General features: G+C 49.0%; 22 protein-coding genes. 7 read left to right on the top strand and 15 right to left on the bottom strand.

The annotated features are described in order from the left end of the window. The first annotated feature begins 155 nt into the window (after positions 1-155). Positions 156-1,415, top strand: a complete 1,260-nt coding sequence (locus tag P2H89_RS14840; RefSeq protein WP_275828108.1) for a carboxypeptidase-like regulatory domain-containing protein — start codon at positions 156-158, stop codon at positions 1,413-1,415. A gap of 95 nt (positions 1,416-1,510) precedes the next feature. Beyond that, positions 1,511-2,254, top strand: coding sequence for a hypothetical protein (locus P2H89_RS14845; protein WP_275828110.1), 744 nt, complete (start codon positions 1,511-1,513; stop codon positions 2,252-2,254). A 42-nt stretch (positions 2,255-2,296) separates the two neighbouring features. On the opposite strand, the gene P2H89_RS14850 is transcribed toward P2H89_RS14845, so the two are convergent. Then, positions 2,297-3,232, bottom strand: a complete 936-nt coding sequence (locus P2H89_RS14850) for an alpha/beta hydrolase (protein ID WP_275828112.1) — start codon at positions 3,230-3,232, stop codon at positions 2,297-2,299. Between the two features lie 182 nt (positions 3,233-3,414). Here P2H89_RS14850 and P2H89_RS14855 point away from each other — a divergent pair, with 182 nt between their 5' ends. After that, the gene (locus tag P2H89_RS14855; RefSeq protein ID WP_275828114.1) at positions 3,415-3,876 is read left to right on the top strand and encodes a hypothetical protein; all 462 of its coding nucleotides are present in this window, start codon (positions 3,415-3,417) and stop codon (positions 3,874-3,876) included. A gap of 359 nt (positions 3,877-4,235) precedes the next feature. Then, the gene (locus P2H89_RS14860) at positions 4,236-4,400 is read left to right on the top strand and encodes a hypothetical protein (RefSeq protein WP_275828116.1); all 165 of its coding nucleotides are present in this window, start codon (positions 4,236-4,238) and stop codon (positions 4,398-4,400) included. A gap of 27 nt (positions 4,401-4,427) precedes the next feature. On the opposite strand, the gene P2H89_RS14865 is transcribed toward P2H89_RS14860, so the two are convergent. Then, positions 4,428-5,561 (bottom strand): glycosyltransferase family 4 protein, encoded by a 1,134-nt coding sequence (locus P2H89_RS14865; protein ID WP_275828118.1) that lies wholly within the window; start codon positions 5,559-5,561, stop codon positions 4,428-4,430. Positions 5,562-5,851: 290 nt separating this feature from the next. Further along, the gene (queA, locus tag P2H89_RS14870) at positions 5,852-6,901 is read right to left on the bottom strand and encodes a tRNA preQ1(34) S-adenosylmethionine ribosyltransferase-isomerase QueA (RefSeq protein WP_275828120.1); all 1,050 of its coding nucleotides are present in this window, start codon (positions 6,899-6,901) and stop codon (positions 5,852-5,854) included. A 349-nt stretch (positions 6,902-7,250) separates the two neighbouring features. Here queA and P2H89_RS14875 point away from each other — a divergent pair, with 349 nt between their 5' ends. Beyond that, positions 7,251-11,192: a TraB/GumN family protein gene (locus P2H89_RS14875; RefSeq protein ID WP_275828121.1), complete on the top strand. Its 3,942-nt coding sequence runs from the start codon at positions 7,251-7,253 to the stop codon at positions 11,190-11,192. Between the two features lie 66 nt (positions 11,193-11,258). On the opposite strand, the gene P2H89_RS14880 is transcribed toward P2H89_RS14875, so the two are convergent. Beyond that, entirely contained in the window at positions 11,259-12,977 is a 1,719-nt protein-coding gene (locus tag P2H89_RS14880) for an ABC transporter ATP-binding protein (RefSeq protein ID WP_275828124.1), read from the bottom strand. 17 nt (positions 12,978-12,994) lie between these two features. Continuing rightward, on the bottom strand, positions 12,995-13,765 hold the full coding sequence (locus tag P2H89_RS14885; RefSeq protein ID WP_275828126.1) for an AMP nucleosidase: 771 nt from the start codon (positions 13,763-13,765) through the stop codon (positions 12,995-12,997). A 113-nt stretch (positions 13,766-13,878) separates the two neighbouring features. Between P2H89_RS14885 and P2H89_RS14890 the strand changes: the two genes are divergently transcribed. Both P2H89_RS14890 and P2H89_RS14895 read left to right on the top strand, forming a co-directional pair. Further along, complete coding sequence (locus P2H89_RS14890; protein WP_275828128.1) at positions 13,879-14,319, top strand: type I restriction enzyme HsdR N-terminal domain-containing protein; 441 nt, start codon at positions 13,879-13,881, stop codon at positions 14,317-14,319. Positions 14,320-14,370: 51 nt separating this feature from the next. Next, positions 14,371-16,656 carry a DUF2339 domain-containing protein gene (locus P2H89_RS14895; RefSeq protein ID WP_275828130.1) on the top strand — a complete coding sequence of 762 codons (2,286 nt, stop codon included), beginning with the start codon at positions 14,371-14,373 and terminating at the stop codon, positions 16,654-16,656. An 11-nt stretch (positions 16,657-16,667) separates the two neighbouring features. Here P2H89_RS14895 and P2H89_RS14900 read toward each other — a convergent pair whose 3' ends face one another. The 10 genes from P2H89_RS14900 to P2H89_RS14945 all read right to left on the bottom strand — a co-directional run bounded on the left by P2H89_RS14900 (position 16,668) and on the right by P2H89_RS14945 (position 23,770). Next, positions 16,668-17,198, bottom strand: coding sequence for a GNAT family N-acetyltransferase (locus P2H89_RS14900; protein ID WP_275828132.1), 531 nt, complete (start codon positions 17,196-17,198; stop codon positions 16,668-16,670). Then, entirely contained in the window at positions 17,195-17,617 is a 423-nt protein-coding gene (locus P2H89_RS14905; RefSeq protein WP_275828134.1) for a GNAT family N-acetyltransferase, read from the bottom strand. The genes P2H89_RS14900 and P2H89_RS14905 overlap by 4 nt, the downstream gene beginning before the upstream one ends. Positions 17,618-17,662: 45 nt before the next feature. Further along, the gene (locus tag P2H89_RS14910; RefSeq protein ID WP_275828136.1) at positions 17,663-18,289 is read right to left on the bottom strand and encodes a hypothetical protein; all 627 of its coding nucleotides are present in this window, start codon (positions 18,287-18,289) and stop codon (positions 17,663-17,665) included. 103 nt (positions 18,290-18,392) lie between these two features. Continuing rightward, a complete protein-coding gene (locus P2H89_RS14915) occupies positions 18,393-18,941 on the bottom strand; it encodes a DUF1003 domain-containing protein (RefSeq protein ID WP_275828137.1) in 549 nt (182 codons plus the stop codon). 57 nt (positions 18,942-18,998) lie between these two features. Continuing rightward, on the bottom strand, positions 18,999-19,400 hold the full coding sequence (locus P2H89_RS14920) for a hypothetical protein (protein ID WP_275828139.1): 402 nt from the start codon (positions 19,398-19,400) through the stop codon (positions 18,999-19,001). 163 nt (positions 19,401-19,563) lie between these two features. After that, on the bottom strand, positions 19,564-20,973 hold the full coding sequence (locus P2H89_RS14925) for a Glu/Leu/Phe/Val dehydrogenase (protein WP_275828141.1): 1,410 nt from the start codon (positions 20,971-20,973) through the stop codon (positions 19,564-19,566). A 224-nt stretch (positions 20,974-21,197) separates the two neighbouring features. Further along, positions 21,198-21,407 (bottom strand): CcmD family protein, encoded by a 210-nt coding sequence (locus tag P2H89_RS14930; protein ID WP_275828143.1) that lies wholly within the window; start codon positions 21,405-21,407, stop codon positions 21,198-21,200. A gap of 8 nt (positions 21,408-21,415) precedes the next feature. Next, positions 21,416-22,087, bottom strand: a complete 672-nt coding sequence (gene ccsA, locus P2H89_RS14935; RefSeq protein WP_275828145.1) for a cytochrome c biogenesis protein CcsA — start codon at positions 22,085-22,087, stop codon at positions 21,416-21,418. 245 nt (positions 22,088-22,332) lie between these two features. Then, positions 22,333-23,001, bottom strand: a complete 669-nt coding sequence (locus P2H89_RS14940) for a heme exporter protein CcmB (RefSeq protein WP_275828147.1) — start codon at positions 22,999-23,001, stop codon at positions 22,333-22,335. A gap of 199 nt (positions 23,002-23,200) precedes the next feature. Continuing rightward, positions 23,201-23,770 carry a thymidine kinase gene (locus P2H89_RS14945; protein ID WP_275828149.1) on the bottom strand — a complete coding sequence of 190 codons (570 nt, stop codon included), beginning with the start codon at positions 23,768-23,770 and terminating at the stop codon, positions 23,201-23,203. Positions 23,771-23,810 lie beyond the last annotated feature (40 nt).

Below are 23,810 nucleotides of genomic sequence, written 5' to 3' on the forward strand. Positions count from 1 at the left end.
ATGGGTAGGGTTACGATAATATTTGGTGTAAACTATCTCCAAACAATCTGTTTTATTATCTTAGCCCCATTGAACAAACCCGGCCTATTAAGGCGACCCCGCATCAACACCGGGGCGCAGCCTAACCGGTTATTACCTTACCTTACAGCATACCATTGAAAAACATTTTTTATAGTACACGGATTGCCTGCTTCCTGTTGTTGTTTGCCCTGAATTCCCCCGCACAGGAGCGTAACCGCATTTCAGGTACTGTAATTAATGCTACCACCCATCAACCCATCGCCAGCGCCAGCATCTTCATCAGCGGTACCACCAGCGGTACCATGAGCAATGCATCGGGCCATTTCGTGTTGAATAATGTACCAGCCAAAGGTTCTTTCGAATTGGTTATCTCCTCCATCGGTTTCAATACCTACGTCCATCCTTATAATGCAGATACATTACCATTAACCCTTCGCCTGAACATGACGCCGAAAGCAACAGAACTTGAATCTGTAGTGGTGGAGCCCTGGGAAAAGGATGGATGGGCCAAGTGGGGAAAGCTGTTTACGGAAAGTTTTGTGGGCACAATAGCCGCTTCCAAAAATTGCGAAATCAAAAACAAGAAGGCGCTGCGGTTCCGTTTTTCCCGTAAGACCAACGTATTGATAGCGGTTGCTGACGAACCCCTGATCATTGAGAATAAAGCGCTGGGATATCGTATTAAGTATACGCTTGAAGATTATATATGCAACATGAAAGAGCGTACCCTCTTGTATGTTGGGTACACCCTGTTTGAAGACATGGTGGAGGCAGGTGAAAAGGTGCCCCGCCGGTTGGCCTCCAACCGGAAACACGCTTACAACGGCTCCATTATGCACTTCATGCGATCATTGTATAATAATACGCTGGCGCAGGATGGATTTGAAGTGCAACGGCTGATCAAAGAGCCTAACCTGGAAAAAGAGCGGGTAAAGAAAGAATACCAGTCGTTGTGGCGAAGAAATATCGGCACCGGTAGCCGGATGATCATGCGTCCCGGCGATGGTATAAGAATTGTGAGCGATTCATCAGCCTATTATTCCAGCATTTTACGACAGGAAGATTTTATCAACGTCATTAACCCTGTATTATTAACTGCAGATAGCCTCATGTCGCAACGTGACTCGAGTATCGTGATGTATTTCCCCAATTACTTGTATGTGACTTACAAGAAGGGCGAAGAGGAGCAAGAGTTTTTGACAAGGACTGCAGATGTTCGCCAACCCGGGCACCAACGTTCGGAGCTTGTATTGTTACAGGGTAATCCGATTCTCGTTGAATCCAGCGGCACATACTATCCGCCCCAGGAATTATTTGCCCTGGGTTACTGGGCCTGGAGCGAAAAGATCGCCCACTTGCTGCCGGTAGAATATAATCCCGAACAAAACCGGTAGCTTGCCGCAAGCTCAATCAGTCAAATTGTATTAACGCTTCATATTTAATCCCCATGTTCCATATCCTAAGATCAATCGTTGCAATGTTAGTGGTGATGTCTTGCCTGCTGATGGGAGGATGCGCCAGTGAAAGAGACCTCCTGAGCAAAGTGTGGTTCTATACCTTCGATGATTCCAAAAGCAATGATGCTTCCGGCGATCCCACACTTACCCCCAACAACTTCATCAATCTTCAAACCGACGGTCATTATACAGCCGACCTGGAAGGCTTTCACTACGGTACTTGGGTCATGGCCGATGATGCCGTAATACTCACCGCGACCGATAAGAAGATACGGCGTATCGGGTTGGAGAAGATCATGCCCAATGAGATTACGGTCGATGTGGAGCCGGGTAATAACGACAAATCATCGTACCGGTTCGAGGGCAGTAAGAATAATTTCCCCGATGACGAGAACCCTTTCTCGCTGGTCAACAATAAGTGGCGGATAAAGGCAACGCACAAGGAAAGCGACAAAGAGATCGTTGAACGGTTGAAGAACCATTTCAGGTATTGGGAAAAGTATTTTGCCTGGGGCCTCAAGGTTGAAAAGACCACCCTCGACGTACGCAGCCTGCGCGGACCGTTAAAGATGTATGGCAATGGCTTTGAATTGGTGCCGCTGGAAGACTGGTCGACCGAATGGGCCGATACTTTTTACGATCAGCAGGATCGCGAACGTGCCTGGAAAGAGCTGGAATATTTCTTCATTCACGAGCGCATAGCCTGGGCAAAATCCGATAACCGGTTCAAGATGTTCGTTTCTGCCTTTCAGCAGTTGCAAAATAAAATGGATTGACGAAGCGCCAATCCATTTCAAATATCTTCCTGAATGGTATGTTTAATGCAGCCACTTGTTCTTCTTCATCCACTCCGCCAGCAGGTTCATCCAATCTACGTCGCTGGTTTTATTGATCATACCGAAACCGTGTCCGCCTTTTTCATATAAATAAATTGCTGAAGGCACTTTGTTCTTTTGAAGAGCGTCATAGAAAAGTTGGCTGTTTTGCACAACCACCGTTTTGTCGTCCTTGGCATGCACCAGGAAGGTGGGCGGCGTGTATTTCGTTACCTGCAATTCGTTGGAGTATAGGGTAACCTTTTCAGCCGATGGATGCTCGCCCAGCAGTTTAGTACGCGATCCTTTGTGTGCCAGGCTATCGGAAAAGCTGATCACCGGGTAAATGAGGATCATGAAGTCGGGCCGCAGGGGCATCTTCTTCGAAACCTTCTTATAAGGCTGATCATTCACGTAATCGTATTGAAAATGGGTACCGGTGGTAGACACCAGGTGTCCGCCTGCCGAGAAACCCATAATGCCCACCTTATGGGGATCGATATTCCATTCTTTGGCTTTTTGCCTTACGACCATCAGGGCCTTTTGGGCATCCTGGAGCGGACCGATCTCTTTATTGACCATCGTGGTATCGTTGGGCAGGCGGTACTTGAGTACGATGGCGGTTACCCCCATTTCATTGAATTTCTTCGCCACATCCGAGCCTTCATGGCTCGCCGCCAGTATAGAGTAGCCGCCGCCGGGGCAAACGATTACGGCCGTGCCGTTTGCTTTCTCTTTGGGGGCCTCGTAAACCGTGAGTGTAGGCCTCGTAACATAGCTGATGCGGAGTTTATTGTCATTGGGCCCTATCACCGCGCTTTCCTTATCGGTAGTAGGTTTTGAGTTGATGATGCTGTCTTCGTACAGAGGGATCGTTGTTTGTGCCATGGTAGTGTGTGCAATTGCAAAAAAGGATAAAAGCGCCAGGGAACGTTTCATATGGTTGTGTTGATGATCAAATATAAGGCAAAACCAGGCAGTTTTGAAGCGGGAGAAAAAGCTTTAAATGGCGGCGGGCCTTAAGTTTTCTTTTACAGAATATTAAGTTAAAGCAGGGGTGAGGGCCATTGACGCATGTAACTTATAGGTATACCTTCAGGTCATACAATAAACCAGCGTTTATGAAAAAGCTTTACTCCCTTTCAACATTGTTTGTGGTGCTGATCCTCTTCACCGGATGTAGCAAAGATATTCTGAAACCCTACGATGATCGTATTGAAGGTGTGTGGGAGCTCACCGATGTAGACAAAGTAGGCTTTGGCAGCACCAACCTCAACTTTACCGGTGGACGCTTTACTTTTTACGGCAATGGCAGAACAGAATACGAAGATGGATATGGGGGATTTTATGAAGGCCGCTGGGACATCCGCAAGCGGAACATTCCTGACTGTTATACCGATGAATATGGTAACTCGGCTTGCGATGGCCGGTATGTGAGAACGCTTTCGATCAACGTGACCGATTTTGCGACGCACGATGTCCGGGCTGAGTTTTTTGATGAGATCGTATTCACCGGTACCAACCGGTTCAAGGCATACCTCTACGACGGCGGCAGAACCTACGTGTTCCGCTTCAGGAGGTAGTTAAACAGATTCTCGGCTGCTCGTTCAAACAGGGCGGAGGAGGGATCCTTCGCCCTTTTTTTGCGTTAAAACACTGACCTGGATTTTGCTACAACTGAAAATGATTTGCACTTGCAGGTTAGGTATTTTACCCATATCTTTTGGAGCTCATTTAAACCACTAAATCAATAGTATGAGGTCCTTGTTAGCTTTCCTGCTTACAATCAATTTGATAATTTTATTCCTCGAAATAGTTGTGATGGCTATAAACCCAAGAGCTTTCGACCAAGTAGTATTTGCAGTTTCTATGATCGGCAGTATCTGGCTTGCAACTACGATATATAATAAAACAACCCCAAATAACAGTTAACCCCTCTTGTATGACAAACATAATGGCCAACTTATTGGTTGGCAACCTGGGTATTGCTGTTTTTTCTCTTGTAAAATTGTACTATAAACCGGAAGAATGGGTGTGGACCATTGTCTTTGCGATCAGCATGGTCTGTTCTGTTTGGATCGCCGTAAAGGATCCAAACAAGAAGTAGCACCCACCGAATTACGACAGCTTATGCTTAATTGTATTTCTTCAGCAATTGCTCATACAGCCCCTCGATCTGCCGCGTCATCGTGGCCGCACTATACGTGCTGCTGATAGTGGCGCGGGCTTGTCTACCGAGTCGCTCCCGCAAGGAGGCGTCGGTAAGTTGAATGATTGTTTGGGGCAGCGTATCGTCAAGGGATTCTACGGGTAACAACAACCCATTTACATCGTGGCGGATCACTTCCGAAGTTCCATCTACTTTGGTGCCGATGATCGCCTTACCCATGGCCATGGCTTCAAGCAGCCCGATGGGCAATCCTTCCCACAAAGAAGGCAAAACGAAGATGTCGGCCGCTGCCAGCACATCCGGTACATCCTGGCGGAAGGGTGCAAAGATCACCTGGTCGGCAATACCGAGTTGCTTTACCATTTCCAGCGCTTCGGGTTTTTGATCGCCATCGCCTACCATGAGCAGGCGCAGGGAGGGTAACTGCTTCACCGCTTTGGCAAAAGCACTGATTAGCTTCAGGGGCTGCTTTTGGTGGATAAAACGGGCTACAAATAACACGAGGGTTACGTCGTGGGGAATGCCCAGCTCGCTCCGTACATCTTTGAAAGAACGGGCCGGGTTGAATTTATGCTGGTCGATACCATTATTGACCACCACCGACTCAAACCCGCTGAAGTAGTTCTTGCCGGTTTGCTGGTTGGAGGCCGATACGGAAATATTAATGTCGGACTTGCGCGTCAGTAACTGCTCACCCATCACCCTCACCTTCTTGATAAGGGGATTTTGGTCGTCGTGGAACGACCAGCCATGGATGGTGTACACCAAAGGCAATTTGAGCCGCTTGGTAGCCCAGAATACGTTCGAATTGGCGCGGGTGCCATGAGCATGCACCAATTGGATATCGTTGGCCTCAATGAATGATTTTACGCGTTTCCATTTACCCACATCAAAGGGCTTCTCAGTAAAGATGACCTCCGTTTGAATACCCATCGCCTTCAGCCTGTCTACCATGGGGCCATCGGTAAAAGACAACACCACGGGTTCAAAACGGGTCTTGTCCAGGTTCTCTACCAGGCTTAATAAATGGCTTTCGCCGCCGCCGATCTGCCCCTGGCGGATCGTTTGGAGGATGCGTATTTTGGGAGGTTGGGTCATATCGGTTGCGAAAGTAATACAAGCGGGCAGGAAATAAAAGAGGGGAGCCGAAAAGCCCCAGTTAAATGACCAGCTGCCACGCGGGGTTTCCGCAGCCCCTGTTTAGTGCCTACCAGGCTCACCAGGTGCTCCGAATCGTTCAGCGAAGCACCGCTGAATCGGTCGACTCCCGCCTTACTCCACCAGCGAATCGCTTGAATGATCACACGTATCTACAGTCGTCAGAAAACGAAACGGGCGCCTCAGCAATGAGGCGCCCGTAGGTATGTTTACCGGTAAATGCCGGGGTCTTAGATCACGATCATCGCGTCGCCGTAGCTGAAGAAACGGTATTTGTCCTTGATAGCCTTTTTGTAGGCTTCCATGGCCAGGTCGTAACCTGCAAAAGCGCAGGTCATGATCAGCAGGCTGGTCTTGGGCAGGTGCAGGTTGGTTACCAGCGCATCAGCAATGTTGAACTGATAAGGAGGATGGATGAAAATATTGGTCCAGCCTTCAGATGGCTTCAACAACTTCTCTGCAGTATACGAAGACTCCAGAGCGCGCATGGTAGTGGTGCCGACGGAGCAGATACGGTGACCGCCTTCGATGGCCTTGTTCACGATCTTGCAGGCAGTATCTTCTATACGGTAGTATTCAGCATCCATTTTGTGTTTGCTGAGGTCTTCCACTTCGATGGGACGGAAAGTACCCAGACCGGTGTGGAGCGTAACTTCCGCAAAGCGGATTCCCTTAATTTCCAACCTTTTGATCAGCTCGATGCTGAAGTGCAGGCCTGCAGTTGGGGCGGCTACCGCACCTTCGTGCTTGGCATACACGGTTTGGAAACGTTCTTTATCTTCTGCTTCAGGCTTGCGCTTGATGTATTTGGGCAGAGGTGTTTCTCCCAGGAATTCCAGCATCTGGCGGAACTCTTCGTCAGTGCCATCCCACAAGAAACGGATCGTACGACCACGAGAGGTGGTATTGTCGATTACTTCTGCTACCAGCTCGTCATTCTCTCCGAAATAGAGCTTGTTACCCACACGGATCTTACGGGCGGGATCCACGATCACATCCCACAAGCGGTTGGGCTTATTCAGTTCACGTAAAAGGAATACTTCAATCTTGGCACCAGTTTTCTCCTTGCGGCCATACATCCGGGCGGGGAATACCTTGGTATTGTTGACAACAAAAACATCCTTGTCATCGAAGTAATCCATGATATCACGGAAGTGCTTATTCTCGATGTTGCCGGTTTTACGATGTACCACCATCAGGCGGGCATCTTCACGTTTCTTCGTAGGGTGTTGGGCGATTAAATTAAGCGGTAAATCAAACCTGAACTGTGACAGTTTCATGCTAATTATAACAATTTTATTACGGTAGGTAGCCACATGATACCAAGCGGTAGTAAGAGCGGGTACATCTGGGAGATTGCTCCGGACAAACCAGGTCTTACGGCACCAGGTTTGATAGCATGTCAGGCATAATTTTCAAGCGGGCGAAGGTAATTAAAATAAGCCATATGAAAAAATAAAGAAAAAAGTCGCGGCTTAAATGCCCGGTTTTGCCCAAAAAGTAACTTTAGTCAAAGAAAAAGGGCAAATATTTTATGATATTCCGGCGTTTTTAGCATCTTTCCAAGGGGCTCCCGGCTATGCTTAGGCTTTACAAGCGGCTGCGGACCCTCCGATAAACCCTCCCTTTATGACAAAGTTTGTGATCACCGGTTTGTTCCTGTGCCTGTTATGCTCTTTTGAAGTGGTGGCCCGGCAGGGCGGTAAATCCCCCCAAAAACAGCCCTCAACGTTGCGGCCAGCCGCAAAACCCGTAGTGGTGAAGCCAGCCAACCGGCCATTGCCGGCCCAAACTTTCTCCGACCGTAAGAAGTACCCGAGCCTGTTGTGGGAGATCACCGGCAAAGGCATGAGGAAACCTTCGTACCTCTTCGGCACCATGCACGTGAGCGACAAACTGGCCTTTCACCTGGGAGATATATTCTATAACGCGATCCGAAACGCCGATGTGGTAGCGCTCGAAACCAATCCCGAAACCTGGCAAGACGACTACAGCGCTTCCACCCTCTTTGGTAAAGCAGGGAGCGGCAATAACCGGCTACCGATGGGCGGTGATTTCGAAGAATCGGCTGATAAATTACACATCACCACATTTGCCATTGATGGTTATGAAGAGGCCGTCCGGGCCGCATTGTCGGTGGAACCTGCCATGATCAATAACCTGCTTTACCGCACGTACGGTGGTCGCAACAGCGACTTTGAGGAAGATACCTTCCTCGATATGTATATTTTTCAGGTAGGTAAAAAACTGGGTAAGCGGCTTTGCGGCGTGGAGAATTTCGAAGAAAGCGAAAAGCTGGTTATGGAAGCGTATAAAGATATGATGCGCGATAAGAATAAGAAACGCAGGAGCTACGATATGGAAGGGCAAATGATCAATCCTAAAAAGATCGAAGACGCGTATCGCCGGGGTGATCTAGACCTGCTCGATTCGCTCGAAGCATTGTCGGTGATGTCGGACGCCTTCCAGGAAAAATTTCTATACAAACGAAACGAGATACAAGCCAACTCCATAGACTCCATCATGCGCAGGAACTCCCTGTTTGTTGGAGTAGGGGCCGCCCACCTGCCCGGTAAAAGAGGGGTCATTGAAATGCTGCGGGAAATGGGCTACACCCTGCGCCCGGTAATGATGGATGACCGCAACAGCGCCCAGAAAGAAGCGATCGATCATCGGCGCATTGAAAGTAGTTTCGTGGCGCAAACGGCAGCAGATGGGTGGTACAAAGTAAGTATCCCGGGCAGCAAATTCTACCAGTTTACCGAAATGAGCGCCATGGATGTTACCCAGTATGCCGATATGATCAATGGCGCCTATTACATGGTTACCAGGGTTAAGACCAACAGCCTCGCACTTGGCCATAGTGCCGAAACCGTGAGTAAGAAGGTCGATAGCCTGCTCTACGAGAATATCCCGGGTAAGCTGATCCGTAAAACGCCCATCTCGCGCAATGGCTATAAAGGATTCGATATCGTGAACCGTACCCGCCGCGGCGATTACCAGCGCTACAATATCTATATCACGCCTTTTGAGCTCATCATTTTCAAAATGAGCGGCAATGGAGAATACGTCAACAAGGGTACCGAAGCAACCCGCTTTTTTCAATCGGTACAATTGAAAGAATACAACGGCACAGAATGGCAACACTGGCAGCCCGCTACCGGAGGGTTCAGCGTGCAGATGCCGCATGTTCCCGTACTGCTTACCGACAAAAATCCGGGATCCGGCAGGATGGAATACAGTGCCTTTGATAAGCAGGATGGTAATAGTTACCTGGTCATGAAGACCAATCTGTACAACTTCTCCTATATCGAAGAAGATAGTTTTGAACTGAACCTGCTCGATGAAAGCTATGCCTTCTCCTCCTTCATCGATAAAACGTTGAGCCGGCGTCTTACCACCGTAAATGGTTATCCGGCACTGGAGGCAAAATATAGCCACAAGGACGGCAGCTTCAGCACTGTCAGATACGTTATCCGTGGAGCAGTCTATCACGCAGCTATTGCCCGCTACCAAAAGGAAAATGCCAATGTGCGTCGTTTCCTCGAATCGTTTTCCATGCAGCCCTTCATTTATCCCGACGTAAAGGACAGGGTGGATACCTCTTTGCACTATACCGTCAAATCGCCGGTATTCCCCCAGGAGCAAAAGAAAACTCCCTTGTCGGGAATGGATGATCTGTACGATATGGTATACGAGGAAATGGGAGAAGATGGCTTGTCGGATGTAGGGGAGTACAAGCATACCTATATTGGCAATGATACTACAGGCGAAAAGATACTTGTTAATTATGTCCGGCTGTCGGACAATGCCTGGTTCAAGGATAGTACTATATTCTGGAAGAGCCGGTTCGAGGAGTACTGGGACGAGGACAGCACGTTCATCGGCCGCTACGATCGCAGGTATTCATTGCCCACCGGCATGATCGTGCGCGAAAAGCACTATGGAGATACCAACAGCAGCCGGCTTATTCAGTTTAAAACTTTCTTTAAGGATAATTATCTCTTTAGTTTATCTACACTCACAGATACCCTCAGTCGCCCCAGTGCATTTTTGCAGAGCTTCTTTTCCAGTTTCACCCCGGCAGATACCCTGAAGGGTTCGTCTATCTTTGAACGCCGGTCGGCACAAGTACTCACGAACCTGTTCAGCAGCGACAGTGCAGCGGCCCGTAAGGCAACCAGGGATATTCTGCGCGTTAGCCTGGACTCTGCGGATATGCCCCGCATCACCAAAGCGATCGATGCGTTGAACTGGGATCACACGGAGTATCTCCGCACAAAAAAATGTCTCATCGGCTGGCTGGGTACCAGTAAGGATACAGCTGTTACCAACTACCTGCACAAGCTCTACCGGAAGATCAAGGATACAACCGATTTTCAACACGTGATCCTTGGGGCATTGACCAATCAGCAAACAAAGTTTTCTTATAAAGCATTCAAGGACCTCATTTTGCAGGAGCCGCCCATTACCGAAGGAAGTGAAGTTGATATCGTTGGGGTAGTGCCGGGCTGGCATACCACGATAGAGCCTTATGCCGTCACCAGCCCCGCGATCTACGACGAAGCCGGCGCCGGCGGCTTATATGGACTGTTCGACTCCCTGGCACTCACTAAAACCATTATGCCCGATCTGTTGCAACTGATGCACATCGACGATTATGAATGGAAGATCATGACGCTGATGAATACGATGATCGACAGCGGATATCTCAAAGCGGCCGATTATGAAACTTACTTCAGTAAGATCTATCTCGATGGCAAGCAGCTGTTGAAGAAGCAAATGGCAGGTGAAGACAAGCTCAAGATCGAAAGGGCCGGCAAAAAAGACACCCGATCGCCGATCCTGACTTTTACCTATAGAAATGACGATGATGACCAGGAGGAAAAAGAAACCGGCAACTACCAGCTCGACCAATATGCCGCCCTCTTGTTGCCATTTAAAGACAAAAATCCGGGCGTACATGATTTCTTTGAGCTGATTTTAAAGACCAGCGACAGACGCCTGTTGTATAATACCTTCATATTGCTGTTGCGTAATAAGCAACCGGTGCCCGATTCCCTGTTTGAAAAGTATGCCAGGTTAGATGATTACCGCAGCGAACTCTACGGCGACCTTAAAAAAATGAAACTCACCGATAAATTTCCTGCTCAATACAAATCGCAACTTGAAATGACCCGGAGCCTGCTCACCAATGCCTGGGGCAGTTACGAAAAAAGGGATACGGTGGTCTTCCTCGACAAACTCCCTGTTACTTACAAGAACAAGAAAGGCTGGGTATATTTCTACAAGTACAAAAAGATGCGCGACGATGCCAACTGGCAACTGGCGGCTATCGGTATGCAGCCTGAAAATGCTGCGGAAACAGACGTTGAAAACGAAGAGTTCAATTCGGTCGACGAAAGGAAACTTGAAACAGATAAACCTGTCAACGAACAGCTCGCACAGATGCTGAGGGAGATGCTCGTTTCCAAACGCAGAAGTGCCTCGGAGTTTTATGAAGGCCGCAATTTCAGGCTGTACAAGGGGTACATGTCCGAAATAGTAAAGAGCAGGCGGTTCCGCGATTAGGGATTATGGATACCTGCCACATCTTTGCCTGATTAACCAGGAGGCATCGGTCATCGCGGTAGGCCTTTATCCCAAAAACCCTTTCGGGATAGAAGCGATCAGTTGCTGTGTATAGTCTTTGGCAGGATGAAAATAGACCTGCTCCGCATCGCCGATCTCTTCTATCTTGCCTTTATTCATCACCATGATACGATCGCTGATGTAGCGCACTACCGACAGGTCATGTGAAATGAAGATAACGGTAAAGCCAAATTCTTTTTTGAGGTCATTCAACAGGTTCAGTACCTGGGCCTGCACACTAACATCCAGCGCCGATACCGATTCGTCACATACCACAAACGAGGGGTTGAGGGCCAGCGTACGGGCAATCACGATGCGCTGACGCTGTCCGCCCGAAAATTCATGGGGGTAGCGGTCGAAATGTTCCGCTTTCAGGTTTACTTTTTCCAGCAGTTCAACCACCTTATCCCTGCGCTGCTTTTCGGTGGGCAGCAGGCGGTGTACCTGCAAGGGTTCCGCAATGGCCGACCCGATGGTGAGCCGCGGATTCAGGGATGAGTAAGGATCCTGGAATACGATCTGGATGTCTTTTCGCAGTGCTTTGAGCTCATCCCGCTTTTTAGCGGTGAGGTCTATGCCGTCGTAGGTGATCTTCCCTTTGGTAGGTTCTATCAACCGCAACACGGTACGGCCCAGGGTCGTTTTACCGCAGCCAGACTCGCCAACCAGGCCAAGGGTTTCGCCCTTATAAACTTCAAAACTCACATCGTCTACTGCTCGCGTATATTCCAAAGGCTTGCCCAGGAACGATTTTTTCGAGGGGAACCATACACTCAGGTTTTCAATGGTAAGGAGCCGTTGTGCCTGGCGGGTTTCGCTGGCAGAAGTTGGCACTACAGCCATCGATGGTGCAGTTTGCACCTCGCTACGGCGCCCCTCCAGGAAATCGCTTACTACCGGCAGCCGTTCGCCCTTGGGGTGCAGAATTGGCCGGCAGGCCAGCAGTCCTTTGGTATAGGGATGTTGAGGATTGGCAAACAATTGGTTCACCGAACCCTGCTCAACAATGCTTCCTTTGTACATCACGACTGCTTTGTCGGCAATCTCGGCTACTACGCTCAGGTCGTGGGTGATGAAGATGACACCCATCTGTTCAGTCTCCTGCAACGATTTGATGAGTTGCAGGATGGTCTTTTGCACCGTTACATCGAGCGCCGTGGTGGGCTCGTCGCAGATCAGCAGATCGGGCTCGCAACTCATCGCCATGGCAATCATTACGCGTTGCTTTTGCCCGCCGCTCAGCTGATGCGGATAACGGTGAAAGAGTTGCGCCGGGTTGGGCAGCTTTACCTTTTCAAACAGTTCGATCGTTTTCTGCGTAGCCGCTTCCTTCGATAGTTTGCGGTGCAGTCGTATGGCTTCCATCACCTGGTCGCCACAGGTAAATACAGGATTGAGAGAGGTCATCGGCTCCTGGAAGATCATGGCGATCTGGTTGCCGCGGATGCTGCGCATCTGTTGCGGCGTTTGGGTCAACAGGTTAGCCGCTTGCCGGCCGTCGGGCGAAAAAAGAATTTCTCCCTGCGTAAACCTTGCCGGTGGAGAAGGTAACAACTGGAGTATCGACAGGGAGGTGACGGACTTGCCGGATCCTGACTCGCCAACAATGGCGACGATCTCGCCGCGTTGTACTTCGAGAGAAATATTATTGACGGCAGTCGTGGTGCCCAGTTCCGTCACGAAATCGACCTGCAGGTTATTGACTTGTAAAAGCGGTAATGTCATCGGGGTACAGTGCTTGATCAGAATTTCAGGTGTCTTACAGTAAGGCCGTTGTTGATGAGCTGCTTCAGGGAATCGATGCCGATGCGGAGGTGCCGCTCAACAAATTTGGCAGTGACAGTTTTATCGCTCTCTTCAGTCTTTACCCCCTCGGGTATCATCGGCGAGTCACTCACCAGCAACAGCGCACCGGTTGGTATTTTGTTGTAGAAACCTACTGAGAAGATAGTAGCCGTTTCCATATCGATGGCATAACTGCGTATCCGTTGGAGGTATTCCTTGAATTGCTCATCATGTTCCCATACCCGGCGGTTGGTCGTGTATACAGTGCCGGTCCAATAGTCGACGCCATAATCACGGATGGTGGTGGATACCGCCTTTTGCAGGGCGAAGGCAGGCAGGGCCGGCACTTCGGGCGGAAAATAGTCGTTGGAAGTACCTTCACCACGGATGGCTGCGATGGGTAGAATAAGGTCGCCGATGTTGTTTCGTTTTTTCAGGCCGCCGCACTTGCCGAGGAACAATACCGCCTCCGGCTCAATGGCCGTCAGCAGGTCCATCACCGTGGCTGCCGTAGGGCTGCCCATACCAAAGTTGATGATGGTGATATTATCGGCGGTGGCGCACTGCATGGGGCGATCGAGCCCGATGATGGGCACTTTGTTCCACTCTGCAAACATCTTTACATAATTGCTGAAGTTGGTAAGGAGCACATACTTACCGAAATTCTCCAGGGCTTCACCGGTATACCGGGGCAGCCAGTTTTGTACGATATCTTCTTTGGTCTTCATATTAAGCCTTAAATTTCGGGCATTTTCACCAAATAAATGCCCTTCGACAGGCTTATTCAACTTTCAACCATCTTCCGGTGTCTTTTTAACAGGCTACGCCTTAGATTTGGTCTATGATCCGCATCGAGTATCCATCCTGGCCATACCGTATAAAAAAAGAAGAGGGTAAAGAGCTCATCTTTGATGAGTTGAGACGCCAATGGATACGGTTGACCCCGGAAGAATGGGTGCGGCAGAACTTTTTGCAATATCTCGTTCAAACCATGCGTTATCCTGCATCGCTGATCGCAGTAGAGCGGGAGCTGAAGCTGGGCGAACTGAAAAAGCGGTTTGATATACTCGTGTACAATCGTCAGCATCAACCCTGGCTGATGGTAGAATGCAAGGCAATGGAAGTACAACTCGATCAGTCGGTGCTGGAACAGGTATTACGGTATAATATAGCTGTACCGGTGCCTTACCTGGTCATTACCAACGGGCACTATTGTGCGGGATTCGAAAAACAGGAGCAGCAATTGCAGCAGATGGAGATGCTCCCGTCCTTCATAAATTAGATTTTTCTTAACGGTTATTGCACTTACTTTAAAGCAACCAATGCTGCCATTATGGCTACACTGCAGGATAAAATGGATGAACTGAGCCGTCGCATCAGCGAGCTCGCTGCGCAACAAACCCACCTCGGCAAACAGTTGCTGGCTTTGATGAATGAACTCGATGAGCTCAAACGGCTGTCTGCCTCCGCCACGACCACTCCATCTATCAAAGAACCAATTCCCGTTAAAGAATACCATGAGGTCATTACAGCCCCCTCGCGCAAGCCTGCTGCGGTGGTGCAAAGCCAGGCCCGCACACAGCCTCCGGTTTCAAGGCCAGCTGACGGCCGCGGGTTTTCGTTCGAAGAATTTGTAGGGAAGAACCTCGCCAGCAAGGTTGGCATCCTCATCACCATCATTGGTATCTTCATCGGTGCACGGTATGCCATCGAGCGGGAGTTGATCAGTCCGGGCATGCGTATCGTGATAGGCTACTTGTGCGGCGGTGCGTTGGTCGGCATAGCTTTGAAACTGCGGAAAAAATACGAACTCTATAGTGCTGTGTTGATGGGAGGGGGCCTTTGTGTGTTGTACATCATTACCTATGTGGCCTGGAGCTTTTACCACCTGTTGCCGCAGTCAGTGGCATTTGGAGCCATGTTGTTATTAACAGGCGGTATCGTCTATGCGGCCATTTCTTACAATCAGGTGATCATTGCCCACCTGGCACTGGTAGGAGCCTATGCGATCCCATTCCTGCTCAGCAATAATTCGGGGCGGTACGATTTTCTGTTCATGTATATGTTGATCGTTAATGCAGGCATCCTGCTCCTTTCCTTTTTCCGGTATTGGAAATCGTTGTTCTATGTAGCTTACCTGCTTACCTGGGCCATCTATTCCACCTGGTACGTTTTTGAATACGACGATCGGCGCCATTTTGCGCTCGCCTTTGTATTCCTGTGCGTGTGGTTCCTGCTGTTTTATGCCACCTTCCTGGCCTACAAACTCATTAAGAAAGAGCAATACAATTTCAGCGACGTCCTCCTGCTGTTGTCTAATACCTTTATTTTTTATGCATTGGGGTTCGCGCTGTTGAGCGGTTATACCGATGCTGTTTATTGGCCAGCGCTGTTCACGGCAGCCAATGGCCTCATTCACCTCGGGGTAAGTATTATTATCAGGCGATTCAAACTGGCAGACCGTGCGCTGTATTACATGGTGCTGGGATTGTTCGTCGTATTCATGACCATCGCTATCCCTGTGCAGTTGGATGGCAACTGGGTTACGCTATTGTGGGCCGGTGAGGCGTTGCTCTTGTTTATCATTGGCCGCACAAGGGCTGTGGAACTCTATGAGCGGTTATCGGCGGGCCTGGTGATCCTGGCGCTCGGCAGTATGTTCCAGGACAGGATAATGAACTTAAACCAATATTTATATGCCGATGCCTTCCGGAATATCGTCTTCTATACCTGCCTGGCTGTATTGGTGGTCATGGGCATCATCAGCTGGATAAACAGGAAAGAACAATATAGGCCGAAAGAAGAGAATCGCTCCGGGTGGACGGCTTTTTTCGATTATTTGGTACCCACCCTGCTCTTTATGTTTGGCTATATGCTGTTTTACCTCGAAACAAGAGACTTCGCCTGGCAAATGGTGGCCAATGGGTGGGGGAAAATAAATGGATTGGTACGCTCTGTATTGTTCATTTATACTAATGTGTATGGGTTGGCGGTATTGATGATCAACCAACGCTGGCTGCGCAACAAATGGCTGGCCAGTGCGTCGATAGCCGGGCTGCTTATATTCAGTATCTGTTATATAGTAGATGGATTCCGGGTGTTCAATGAATTGTCGATCGGCTATTTTATGCATACCTCGGCCGCTGGCCCGGGCGTTTTGCTACTGAAGTATGGAGGTATAGCTTTGCTGGTATATATATTATCGATCGGTAACAGGGTGGTAAGGCAGTACACATCCGATCAAACTGTGCTTCGATCATGGTTGATTTTATTGCAGGTGATGACGCTGGCCTTTATTAGTTATGAATATGTAAACTGGGCCACCATAGCCGGCGCACTCGAGCAGTATAAGGTTGGCCTCAGTATTATCTGGGGGCTTTACGCACTGCTACTGGTAGTGTATGGCATCTGGAAGAAGCAACGGTATTTGCGGCTGTCTGCCATTCTACTGTTTGCCGTTACTACCCTGAAGCTGTTCTTTTACGATCTGTCTGAAGCCGGCACCATTACTAAAACGTTGTCGTTTATTACGCTGGGAATCATCCTGCTGTTGGTTTCTTTCTTATACAATAAATATAAGGAGGTGCTCTTTGGTGACGAAAGAACAGGCGCTCAATAGCCAGCGCGAAATCAAATCATCACCTTCCGGTCTTCGATGGCGGTACGTACTTGCCGGAAACCAGCTTTCTTGTACACATTTAGTGCGTTGGGATGATCGAGTTCGCAAGTGTTGAGCTGGATATGCCGGGGTTGGTAACTCCAGGCCTGTTGTATCACCGTTTGTAAAAAGTAATGGCCATAGCCTTTGCCGACGAAATCGGGGAGGAGCCCAAAGTAGAGTATCTCCACATGACCTTCCTCTATCACAAATTCGGCAAAGCCGGCGGGCTGTTCATCGATATACAGCACATAAATGTCAACATTGGCCGCATTGATCTTTTCGTAAAGACTGGCATCTTCCATCATCATCCTGTCGAGCCAATACCATTGTTTGCCTACACCATAGTAGAATTTCCGGTAATGCTCTACCGGAATAGGTTTGGGTAATAAGTGAAACTGCATGTTGAAGGCAGCTGGTACCGCACTATAAGGCCGCTCATGCATTTCCAGGAAGGTTACCTGCACGGGGCGCAATGTTACCCGCGATGTTTCGATAGTCATAGTAGTTTCTTTTGACAGTGAAAACCTATGATCTTGTAGCCCTGGTTTAGCCAGAACCTGATTCCTTTATCGTTTACAACATAGCAGTTTAGTTCGGAAGCGATACAGCCTTGTGAGCGTCCATAGTCATATACCCAGGCCATCATGAGTTCTCCTACCCCCTTGTTGCGGTACTCGGGCAGTATCATCACATTATCCGGTTCAATATGCTTTCCAACATAATACTTGTTGAGGATCCACAAGCCGCATATGCCGATCAGGCGGTCGTGGTCATACACGCCCGCGCAGGCATAATTACGCTGTTTCATGTCTTCAAGTCGTTCCTGCAGGGTGGTTTCGTTGATGGCATCGTTGAGGATGCGCAGGAGTGGAATGATCGTGCTTAGCTCATCCTTGGGAATAAGGCGTATATCGTACATAGGTTGTCACTTATGCCTTACAAAATTAGCGAATTTTCCCGGCGCTCAGTCCAGGTCATTATAATTGACCTTTTCTTCCGGAGAAAGCCAGGTTTTTAGTGTATGCACCCTGGCATCATGGGCGAGATTGATGGAAGCGGTTTGAAGGGCAGATTGGGTTACGTTGCGCAGGGGTATCCAAACGGAATCGACAGCATCCCACACCCGGTCTTTGGTGGTTTCGATGCCTTCGAAATTCAGCAGCAATAACCTGAACTGGACCATACGCGCCTCTACCCGTTTGTCTTCTACCAGCGAAAGCCGGCCCCAATAGAGGCGTTCGAATTTTTTACGGGCCGTTTTATAGTCTTCGGTCTGTTCGTTTTCGTTGGCCAGTATAGCTACCGCCTCTACGGCTTCTGCATAGGTGGCCAGTTGTTGCTGGTAAAAGATCTTGGAGAAGTCCCGGTTTGCCTGCCGGGTCTCTTCGGCCAGTTTACCAATCTTCTCATCATTGTATTTCTTGAATTCATGGTAAGTGGCACCAATACCTACAATGATGGCCAGGCCCTGTAATATCTTGGTGATCGTTTCTACCAGGTTGATCTTTGCAGGAGACTTCAATTTCGAGGCTATTTCTGCCCGGTATTTTTCCTGTAGTTCAATATGTTGCTTTTCTGCTTCAGTAAGCATGACCAAAGTTTTTTAAACGGGAGAATGGTCATCTACAATTTATTCCATCCTCCCGGCATGGCCTATCCCTCATATGAGTGAGCGGGGAGTCGCTGTCATTTACCTAGAGTCCTTTGGCATTCAGGCGATCGCAAATAAATTTTAACTGTTCCAGCTGTTCCAGCTGCATATCGTACAAGGCTTTGATCTGTTGCTGTTGCAGCAGGTCGACCTTTTGTTGCAGGCTGCGTATTTCCAGTTCGGCTTTCATATTGACGAGGTAGTCGTTTTCGGCCCGTTTCCTGTCCTTTTCTTCCTGCCTGTTCTGGCTCATCATGATGATAGGCGCCTGTATGGCAGCGATGCAAGACAATACGAGGTTGAGTAAAATGAAAGGGAAGGGATCGAAATCGTCTTTCGATGGACTCAGCAGGTTGAAGACGATCCAGGCGATGATGATCACCAGGAAAGAAATGATGAACTTCCAGCTGCCGCCAAAGCGGGCAACTTTGTCGGATATCAGCTGTCCGCGGGTCAGCACTTCCGAAGGTGGATGCAGCAGGTTATTGATCACCAGTTCTTCTTCTTTGATGGTGGCGGCTACGATATCCTGCAGCTTTTTCAGTTGTTCTTCTTCTTCCGTGAGGCGGTTGGTGATTTCGGCGTTTGGCATAAAGATTCGATTTGTTGAAGGAAAAACTCCCTATGCTGAATGTACGCCGAAAATTCACTATATCACGGAATTCGGGTCTACGTTGACGTAGATAGAAGGGCTGGTGGAAGTGGATGACTGTTTTGACTGTGGATACAATTTGTCGAAGACATCGAACACCTTATCGATCTCCTGGCTGGTAGGGGCTACCACCGTAATGTCGGTGTAATTGTTGCGCGCATAACGGATCTTAAAAACCAGTTGTTTGTAGGTACGCTTAAGGAAAGAGTTGTCGTGTTCTTTGCGGTATTCGTTCAGGAACTCATCTTCCCGTTCAAAACGCCAGGATTCATCGCCCCGTGTGAGATAGTAGAAAGTAGTAGGCTCTTCGTTCTTAGGGGCCTGGATCACTTTGTGCAGTATATGCTCGACTTTGTCGGTGGGAAAATAAGCCTGTGGGTAAAGTTTTGATTTTTCCATATGAGAGCAGTGTTTTAAGGTTACTTAAATCTACCTTATTTTCTCCCGACCGGCAACTAAAAATACCCCCTGATCTAAGGGCAATGAGATCAATTGGTTATCCCTAAAAAGAACATCCCGTTCGTGTACACGAACGGGATGCATTATGTTTAAGCAACAACACTTATGGGAAGATGCCGAGTTCGGCATAGCTCGTAGCAACTTTATTGATGGCCACCAGGTAAGCGGCGGTACGCATATCGGGCACCTGGGGATTGGCTTTCCAGGCTTCCATGATCTCACGGGTTGCCGTGATCATGGTTTCTTCCAATCCACTGCGCACCAGGTCCACTTCATCAGGACCGTGCATGATGAATTCACGTTCTTTATTATCTACCTTCTTGCCCGTCAATCCTTCGATCTGGCCGAGGATATGGGTATTGAGGTTTTCGGTAAAGCGTTTTTCCATACGTCCGTAACGAACATGGCTCAGGTTCTTCAACCACTCGAAATAAGATACGGTAACACCGCCTGCGTTGAGGTACATATCGGGTACCACGAGAATACCGCGCTTGGCGAAGTTTTCGTCGGCCTCAGGGGTCAGCGGACCGTTGGCTGCTTCACCAATGATCTTTGCTTTTACATTGGGGGCATTGGTGCCATTGATCACATTCTCGAGCGCAGCGGGGATCAACACATCGCAATCCATCTCCAGCGCGTCTGTATTCTTGGCGAAATTATTGGCGCCTTTATAGTTGAGGATAGATCCTGTCTTTTTACGATGCTCGAATACTGCGTCCACATCCAGCCCGTCATTGTTCCAGATAGAGCCTTCGAACTCTGCCAGGCCAACGATCTTAGCGCCTGCTTCCTGGAAGAACTTGGCGCTGTGGTATCCCACATTACCGAGACCCTGTACCACGATGCGCTTGCCTTCTACCCCTGTGGTGAGTCCCAGTTTGTCCATCTGGTCTTTCATGCTCAATACTTCGCGCAGACCATAGAATACACCAAGGCCGGTAGCTTCGCGGCGTCCGCGCACACCACCCTGGGTAACGGGCTTGCCGGTAACACAACCCATGGCATCGATCTCGCCGGGGCGCATGCTCGCATAGGTGTCTACGATCCAGGCCATCTCACGTTCGCCGGTTCCGTAATCGGGGGCGGGTACGTCGATGCCAGGGCCGATAAAGTTCTTCTTGATCAGCTCAGACGTATAACGGCGGGTGATCTTCTCCAGTTCGTAAGGAGTATATTTTTTGGGATCGATGGTGATACCACCTTTGGCGCCTGCAAACGGAACGTTCACGATCGCGCATTTGTAGGTCATCAGTGCGGCAAGCGCCATTACCTCATCGAGGTTAACGCTCATCGCAAAACGGATACCGCCTTTACAAGGAAGCTTGTGGTGCGAGTGTTGTACCCGGTAAGCCTTGATCACTTCGATCTTATCGCCGATCTTAACCGGGAAGTGCATCCGGTAAACGGCATTACATTGTTTGATTTGTTCCAGGACACCGGGGTCCCATTTAGTGAACTGCGCGGCTTTATCAAAACTCTTTTCTACCGCGCCAAAAAAACTGTACTCTGACATGATTAAGCAATTTTTATGGTGAATCGTTAAACACTTCTTTGACTGCAACCCATTGAACACCGTGATTAAGATAATCATTGCTGAACGGTGCCGCTTATCGATTATTTGCCAATACCTAACAAAAATTTTATTGTGATGTTCATCCTTAAAAAAAGTAACCCCCTCAAAGCGGGGGCTCCAGTTAGGTATCAGCAAGAACTTTGGTCTATCGGCCAGCTAACGGGTTAATGACCTTTCTCCAGCTTCGTGATCTTACGGTCCAAGCGAATGATGTAAATGATCAGTCCGAGCAGGATGGTGACGGCTACGGCCAGTACCACCCAGATCTTACCATCGGCTCTCAATCCGGTTGGCTGATTGGCAGCGCCATCATTTTGTGCGCTTGCCCACAGGGCCGGCAGCAACACAAACAGGGTAATGAGTAATTTCTTCATGCGTATCATTAATGAGCGTGTTTTTTCTCTTCCAGCGCCTTCATGCGCAGGTAAAGTGTGGTGATCCAAACGCCCAGGAGGGTCCAGCCCAAAACCGCAGGCCAGAAGACCAAACGCATAGTGGGGTCGAGGTCGCCTCCATTGAGGCCGGGGTTACCTTCCACGCCTTTGCCACCGGGGTGCAGTGACTCTACCAGGCGAGGCAGGATGAGGATCATGGGGATATAGATAAAATAGGCAAATATGTTGTAAACAGCGGCTACACGGCCCCTTTTATCAAGATCGGTCATGGAATTACGTAAAACAAAGTAGGCCAGGTAGATCAATAAGGCAATGGCAACTCCCAATTGCTTGGGATCATTGTTCCAGGGCGTGCCCCAGGTGTAGTTGGCCCAGATCATACCGGTTACCAAACCAAGACAGCCGAGCACCGTACCGGTTTGCACAAATTGCAGGGCATACAGGTCGTACTTCGCCTGCGGATTGCGGAGGTACATGATCGAATACACCAATGAAATGGTGATCAGCACAAGCTGTGCAAACCACATTGGCACATGGAAGAAGAGATTGCGGATAGTCTGATACAGGTTGCCTATTTCAGGTACTTTCACTAAAAAACCTGCGGTGAACGTGTAGAGCAGCAAGACGATACAAAGTATTTTCCACCAGTACTGGCGCATAATTTCCGGGCTATTGATGATAGATATTGGCGTTTGCAGGATCGGGGTGAGACTTGCCAACTACCTGATACAGGGGGCAAAATTAGGGGAAGGGGTCTTAAAACAGAAATTTACTTAAGGAAGGTAGAGCAAGCGTCCAACAGCCCCTTTTACACCTGCTGCCAGGCGCATTTGATAAACAGGTTGCTCTGTACAGCAGTTTATGTTGACGACGTGCCGCTGTAACGATAGACCGGTTGGCCGTCTTAGTCTTTCCAGAGAAAGGGAAACAGGATCACTGCCAGGGCAACCACCATGATATCCAGGCCGATGAGCATCAGCACGATGCTGGTAAGGCCTGCCTGTATCACATCGGCAAAGGCTGCGTTGGAGATGCGCATCAGCAACAGGATCTGCGGTATGATCAGCGGGAAACCCATAATGGCCATGAGGGCGGCATTTTGCTGGGCACGGGCTGCGATAGCTGCCAGGAAGGTAAATACAAGACTCAAACTGCAACCACCCAGGCATACGATGCCGATAAACTTTAAGGGGTTGTGTACTGGATTGCCAAGGAATAGCTGAAAAAGCAACAGGCTTACCAGGCTCATGAGCATCATGAGCACCAGGTTGAAGATCAGTTTGGCCAGTACAAAATCGCGGGCGCCGGCAATGGTATAGAAGTAAAGCATGCGGCCACGGCTTTCCTGCAGAAAGCTTTTGGCAACTGCATTGATACAGATGAACAGTTGGATCATCCAGAACAGGCCGTTCCATACCTTCTCTTCGGGGCCTTCGCCCATCGCCATATACAACACAAAAATGGTGGAGGCTACATACAACAGGATCCCGTAAAAGGTATATTGCTGCCTCACTTCCAACAGGAAGTCTTTTTTCACCAGTGCCCAGATATGCTTTGATTGATTGCCAGCCATAAACGATTGCGCGAAAATAGATAGTTCAGGGGGTTATTCCATTACCTTTTTAAAACAGTCCCTTAAAGACACAGGCCGAATTACGCGGATAATTGCATAAAGATCGGTTATAGATGTGAGGTAATTATACTTCTAAAGGGCATGGCGTCATTGCCGGCAAAGCACAGCAATCAATCATGTCACCGCTCATTTGACCCGATCAGGGCTTTTCGTAATAGCATTTTCTGCAGCGGGGTTCGTAGTGGTCCTTTGCTCCCAGCAATACCTGAGTAGCATCGGCAGCTTTACGGTAAGAGTAATTGGCAATATTGCCGCACCGCACACATATGGCATGCAGCTTGGTAATAAAATCTGCTTTGGCCAGGAGGGCGGGCATGGGGCCGAAGGGTTTGCCGGTATAGTCCATGTCGAGGCCGGCAACGATGACCCGGATGCCTTTCGCAGCCAGTTGATCGCATACCTCCGGCAACTGATCGTCGAAGAACTGCGCCTCGTCGATGCCGACGACGTCCACATCGCCTGCCAGTAAAAGGATGATCTGGGAATTGTCGATGGGGGTTGATTGGATCGCGTTCTCGTCGTGCGAAACGATATCCATTTCGTGATAGCGTACATCTACCCGCGGCTTGAAGATCTCCACGCGCAGGTTGGCGATGCGCGCCCGCTTCAACCGCCGGATCAATTCTTCTGTTTTGCCAGAAAACATAGAGCCACAGATTACTTCTATAAAGCCGCGCCTTTCGCCTGATATATTTGGTTCTATGAACATGTTAACGGAAATAGGTATAATAATTGTTAACTTTATAGTC

The organism is Paraflavitalea sp. CAU 1676, from assembly GCF_029223285.1.
GTDB lineage: Bacteria > Bacteroidota > Bacteroidia > Chitinophagales > Chitinophagaceae > Paraflavitalea.

What these genes read in the sequence shown, in the direction of transcription:
- P2H89_RS14845 (WP_275828110.1), top strand. Translation starts at nt 1,511, where the DNA reads ATGTCTTGCCTGCTGATGGGAGGATGCGCCAGTGAAAGAGACCTCCTG.
- P2H89_RS14850 (WP_275828112.1), bottom strand. Translation starts at nt 3,232, where the DNA reads ATGAAACGTTCCCTGGCGCTTTTATCCTTTTTTGCAATTGCACACACT.
- P2H89_RS14855 (WP_275828114.1), top strand. Translation starts at nt 3,415, where the DNA reads ATGAAAAAGCTTTACTCCCTTTCAACATTGTTTGTGGTGCTGATCCTC.
- P2H89_RS14860 (WP_275828116.1), top strand. Translation starts at nt 4,236, where the DNA reads ATGACAAACATAATGGCCAACTTATTGGTTGGCAACCTGGGTATTGCT.
- P2H89_RS14865 (WP_275828118.1), bottom strand. Translation starts at nt 5,561, where the DNA reads ATGACCCAACCTCCCAAAATACGCATCCTCCAAACGATCCGCCAGGGG.
- queA (WP_275828120.1), bottom strand. Translation starts at nt 6,901, where the DNA reads ATGAAACTGTCACAGTTCAGGTTTGATTTACCGCTTAATTTAATCGCC.
- P2H89_RS14875 (WP_275828121.1), top strand. Translation starts at nt 7,251, where the DNA reads ATGACAAAGTTTGTGATCACCGGTTTGTTCCTGTGCCTGTTATGCTCT.
- P2H89_RS14880 (WP_275828124.1), bottom strand. Translation starts at nt 12,977, where the DNA reads ATGACATTACCGCTTTTACAAGTCAATAACCTGCAGGTCGATTTCGTG.
- P2H89_RS14885 (WP_275828126.1), bottom strand. Translation starts at nt 13,765, where the DNA reads ATGAAGACCAAAGAAGATATCGTACAAAACTGGCTGCCCCGGTATACC.
- P2H89_RS14890 (WP_275828128.1), top strand. Translation starts at nt 13,879, where the DNA reads ATGATCCGCATCGAGTATCCATCCTGGCCATACCGTATAAAAAAAGAA.
- P2H89_RS14895 (WP_275828130.1), top strand. Translation starts at nt 14,371, where the DNA reads ATGGCTACACTGCAGGATAAAATGGATGAACTGAGCCGTCGCATCAGC.
- P2H89_RS14900 (WP_275828132.1), bottom strand. Translation starts at nt 17,198, where the DNA reads ATGACTATCGAAACATCGCGGGTAACATTGCGCCCCGTGCAGGTAACC.
- P2H89_RS14905 (WP_275828134.1), bottom strand. Translation starts at nt 17,617, where the DNA reads ATGTACGATATACGCCTTATTCCCAAGGATGAGCTAAGCACGATCATT.
- P2H89_RS14910 (WP_275828136.1), bottom strand. Translation starts at nt 18,289, where the DNA reads ATGCTTACTGAAGCAGAAAAGCAACATATTGAACTACAGGAAAAATAC.
- P2H89_RS14915 (WP_275828137.1), bottom strand. Translation starts at nt 18,941, where the DNA reads ATGCCAAACGCCGAAATCACCAACCGCCTCACGGAAGAAGAAGAACAA.
- P2H89_RS14920 (WP_275828139.1), bottom strand. Translation starts at nt 19,400, where the DNA reads ATGGAAAAATCAAAACTTTACCCACAGGCTTATTTTCCCACCGACAAA.
- P2H89_RS14925 (WP_275828141.1), bottom strand. Translation starts at nt 20,973, where the DNA reads ATGTCAGAGTACAGTTTTTTTGGCGCGGTAGAAAAGAGTTTTGATAAA.
- P2H89_RS14930 (WP_275828143.1), bottom strand. Translation starts at nt 21,407, where the DNA reads ATGAAGAAATTACTCATTACCCTGTTTGTGTTGCTGCCGGCCCTGTGG.
- ccsA (WP_275828145.1), bottom strand. Translation starts at nt 22,087, where the DNA reads ATGCGCCAGTACTGGTGGAAAATACTTTGTATCGTCTTGCTGCTCTAC.
- P2H89_RS14940 (WP_275828147.1), bottom strand. Translation starts at nt 23,001, where the DNA reads ATGGCTGGCAATCAATCAAAGCATATCTGGGCACTGGTGAAAAAAGAC.
- P2H89_RS14945 (WP_275828149.1), bottom strand. Translation starts at nt 23,770, where the DNA reads ATGTTCATAGAACCAAATATATCAGGCGAAAGGCGCGGCTTTATAGAA.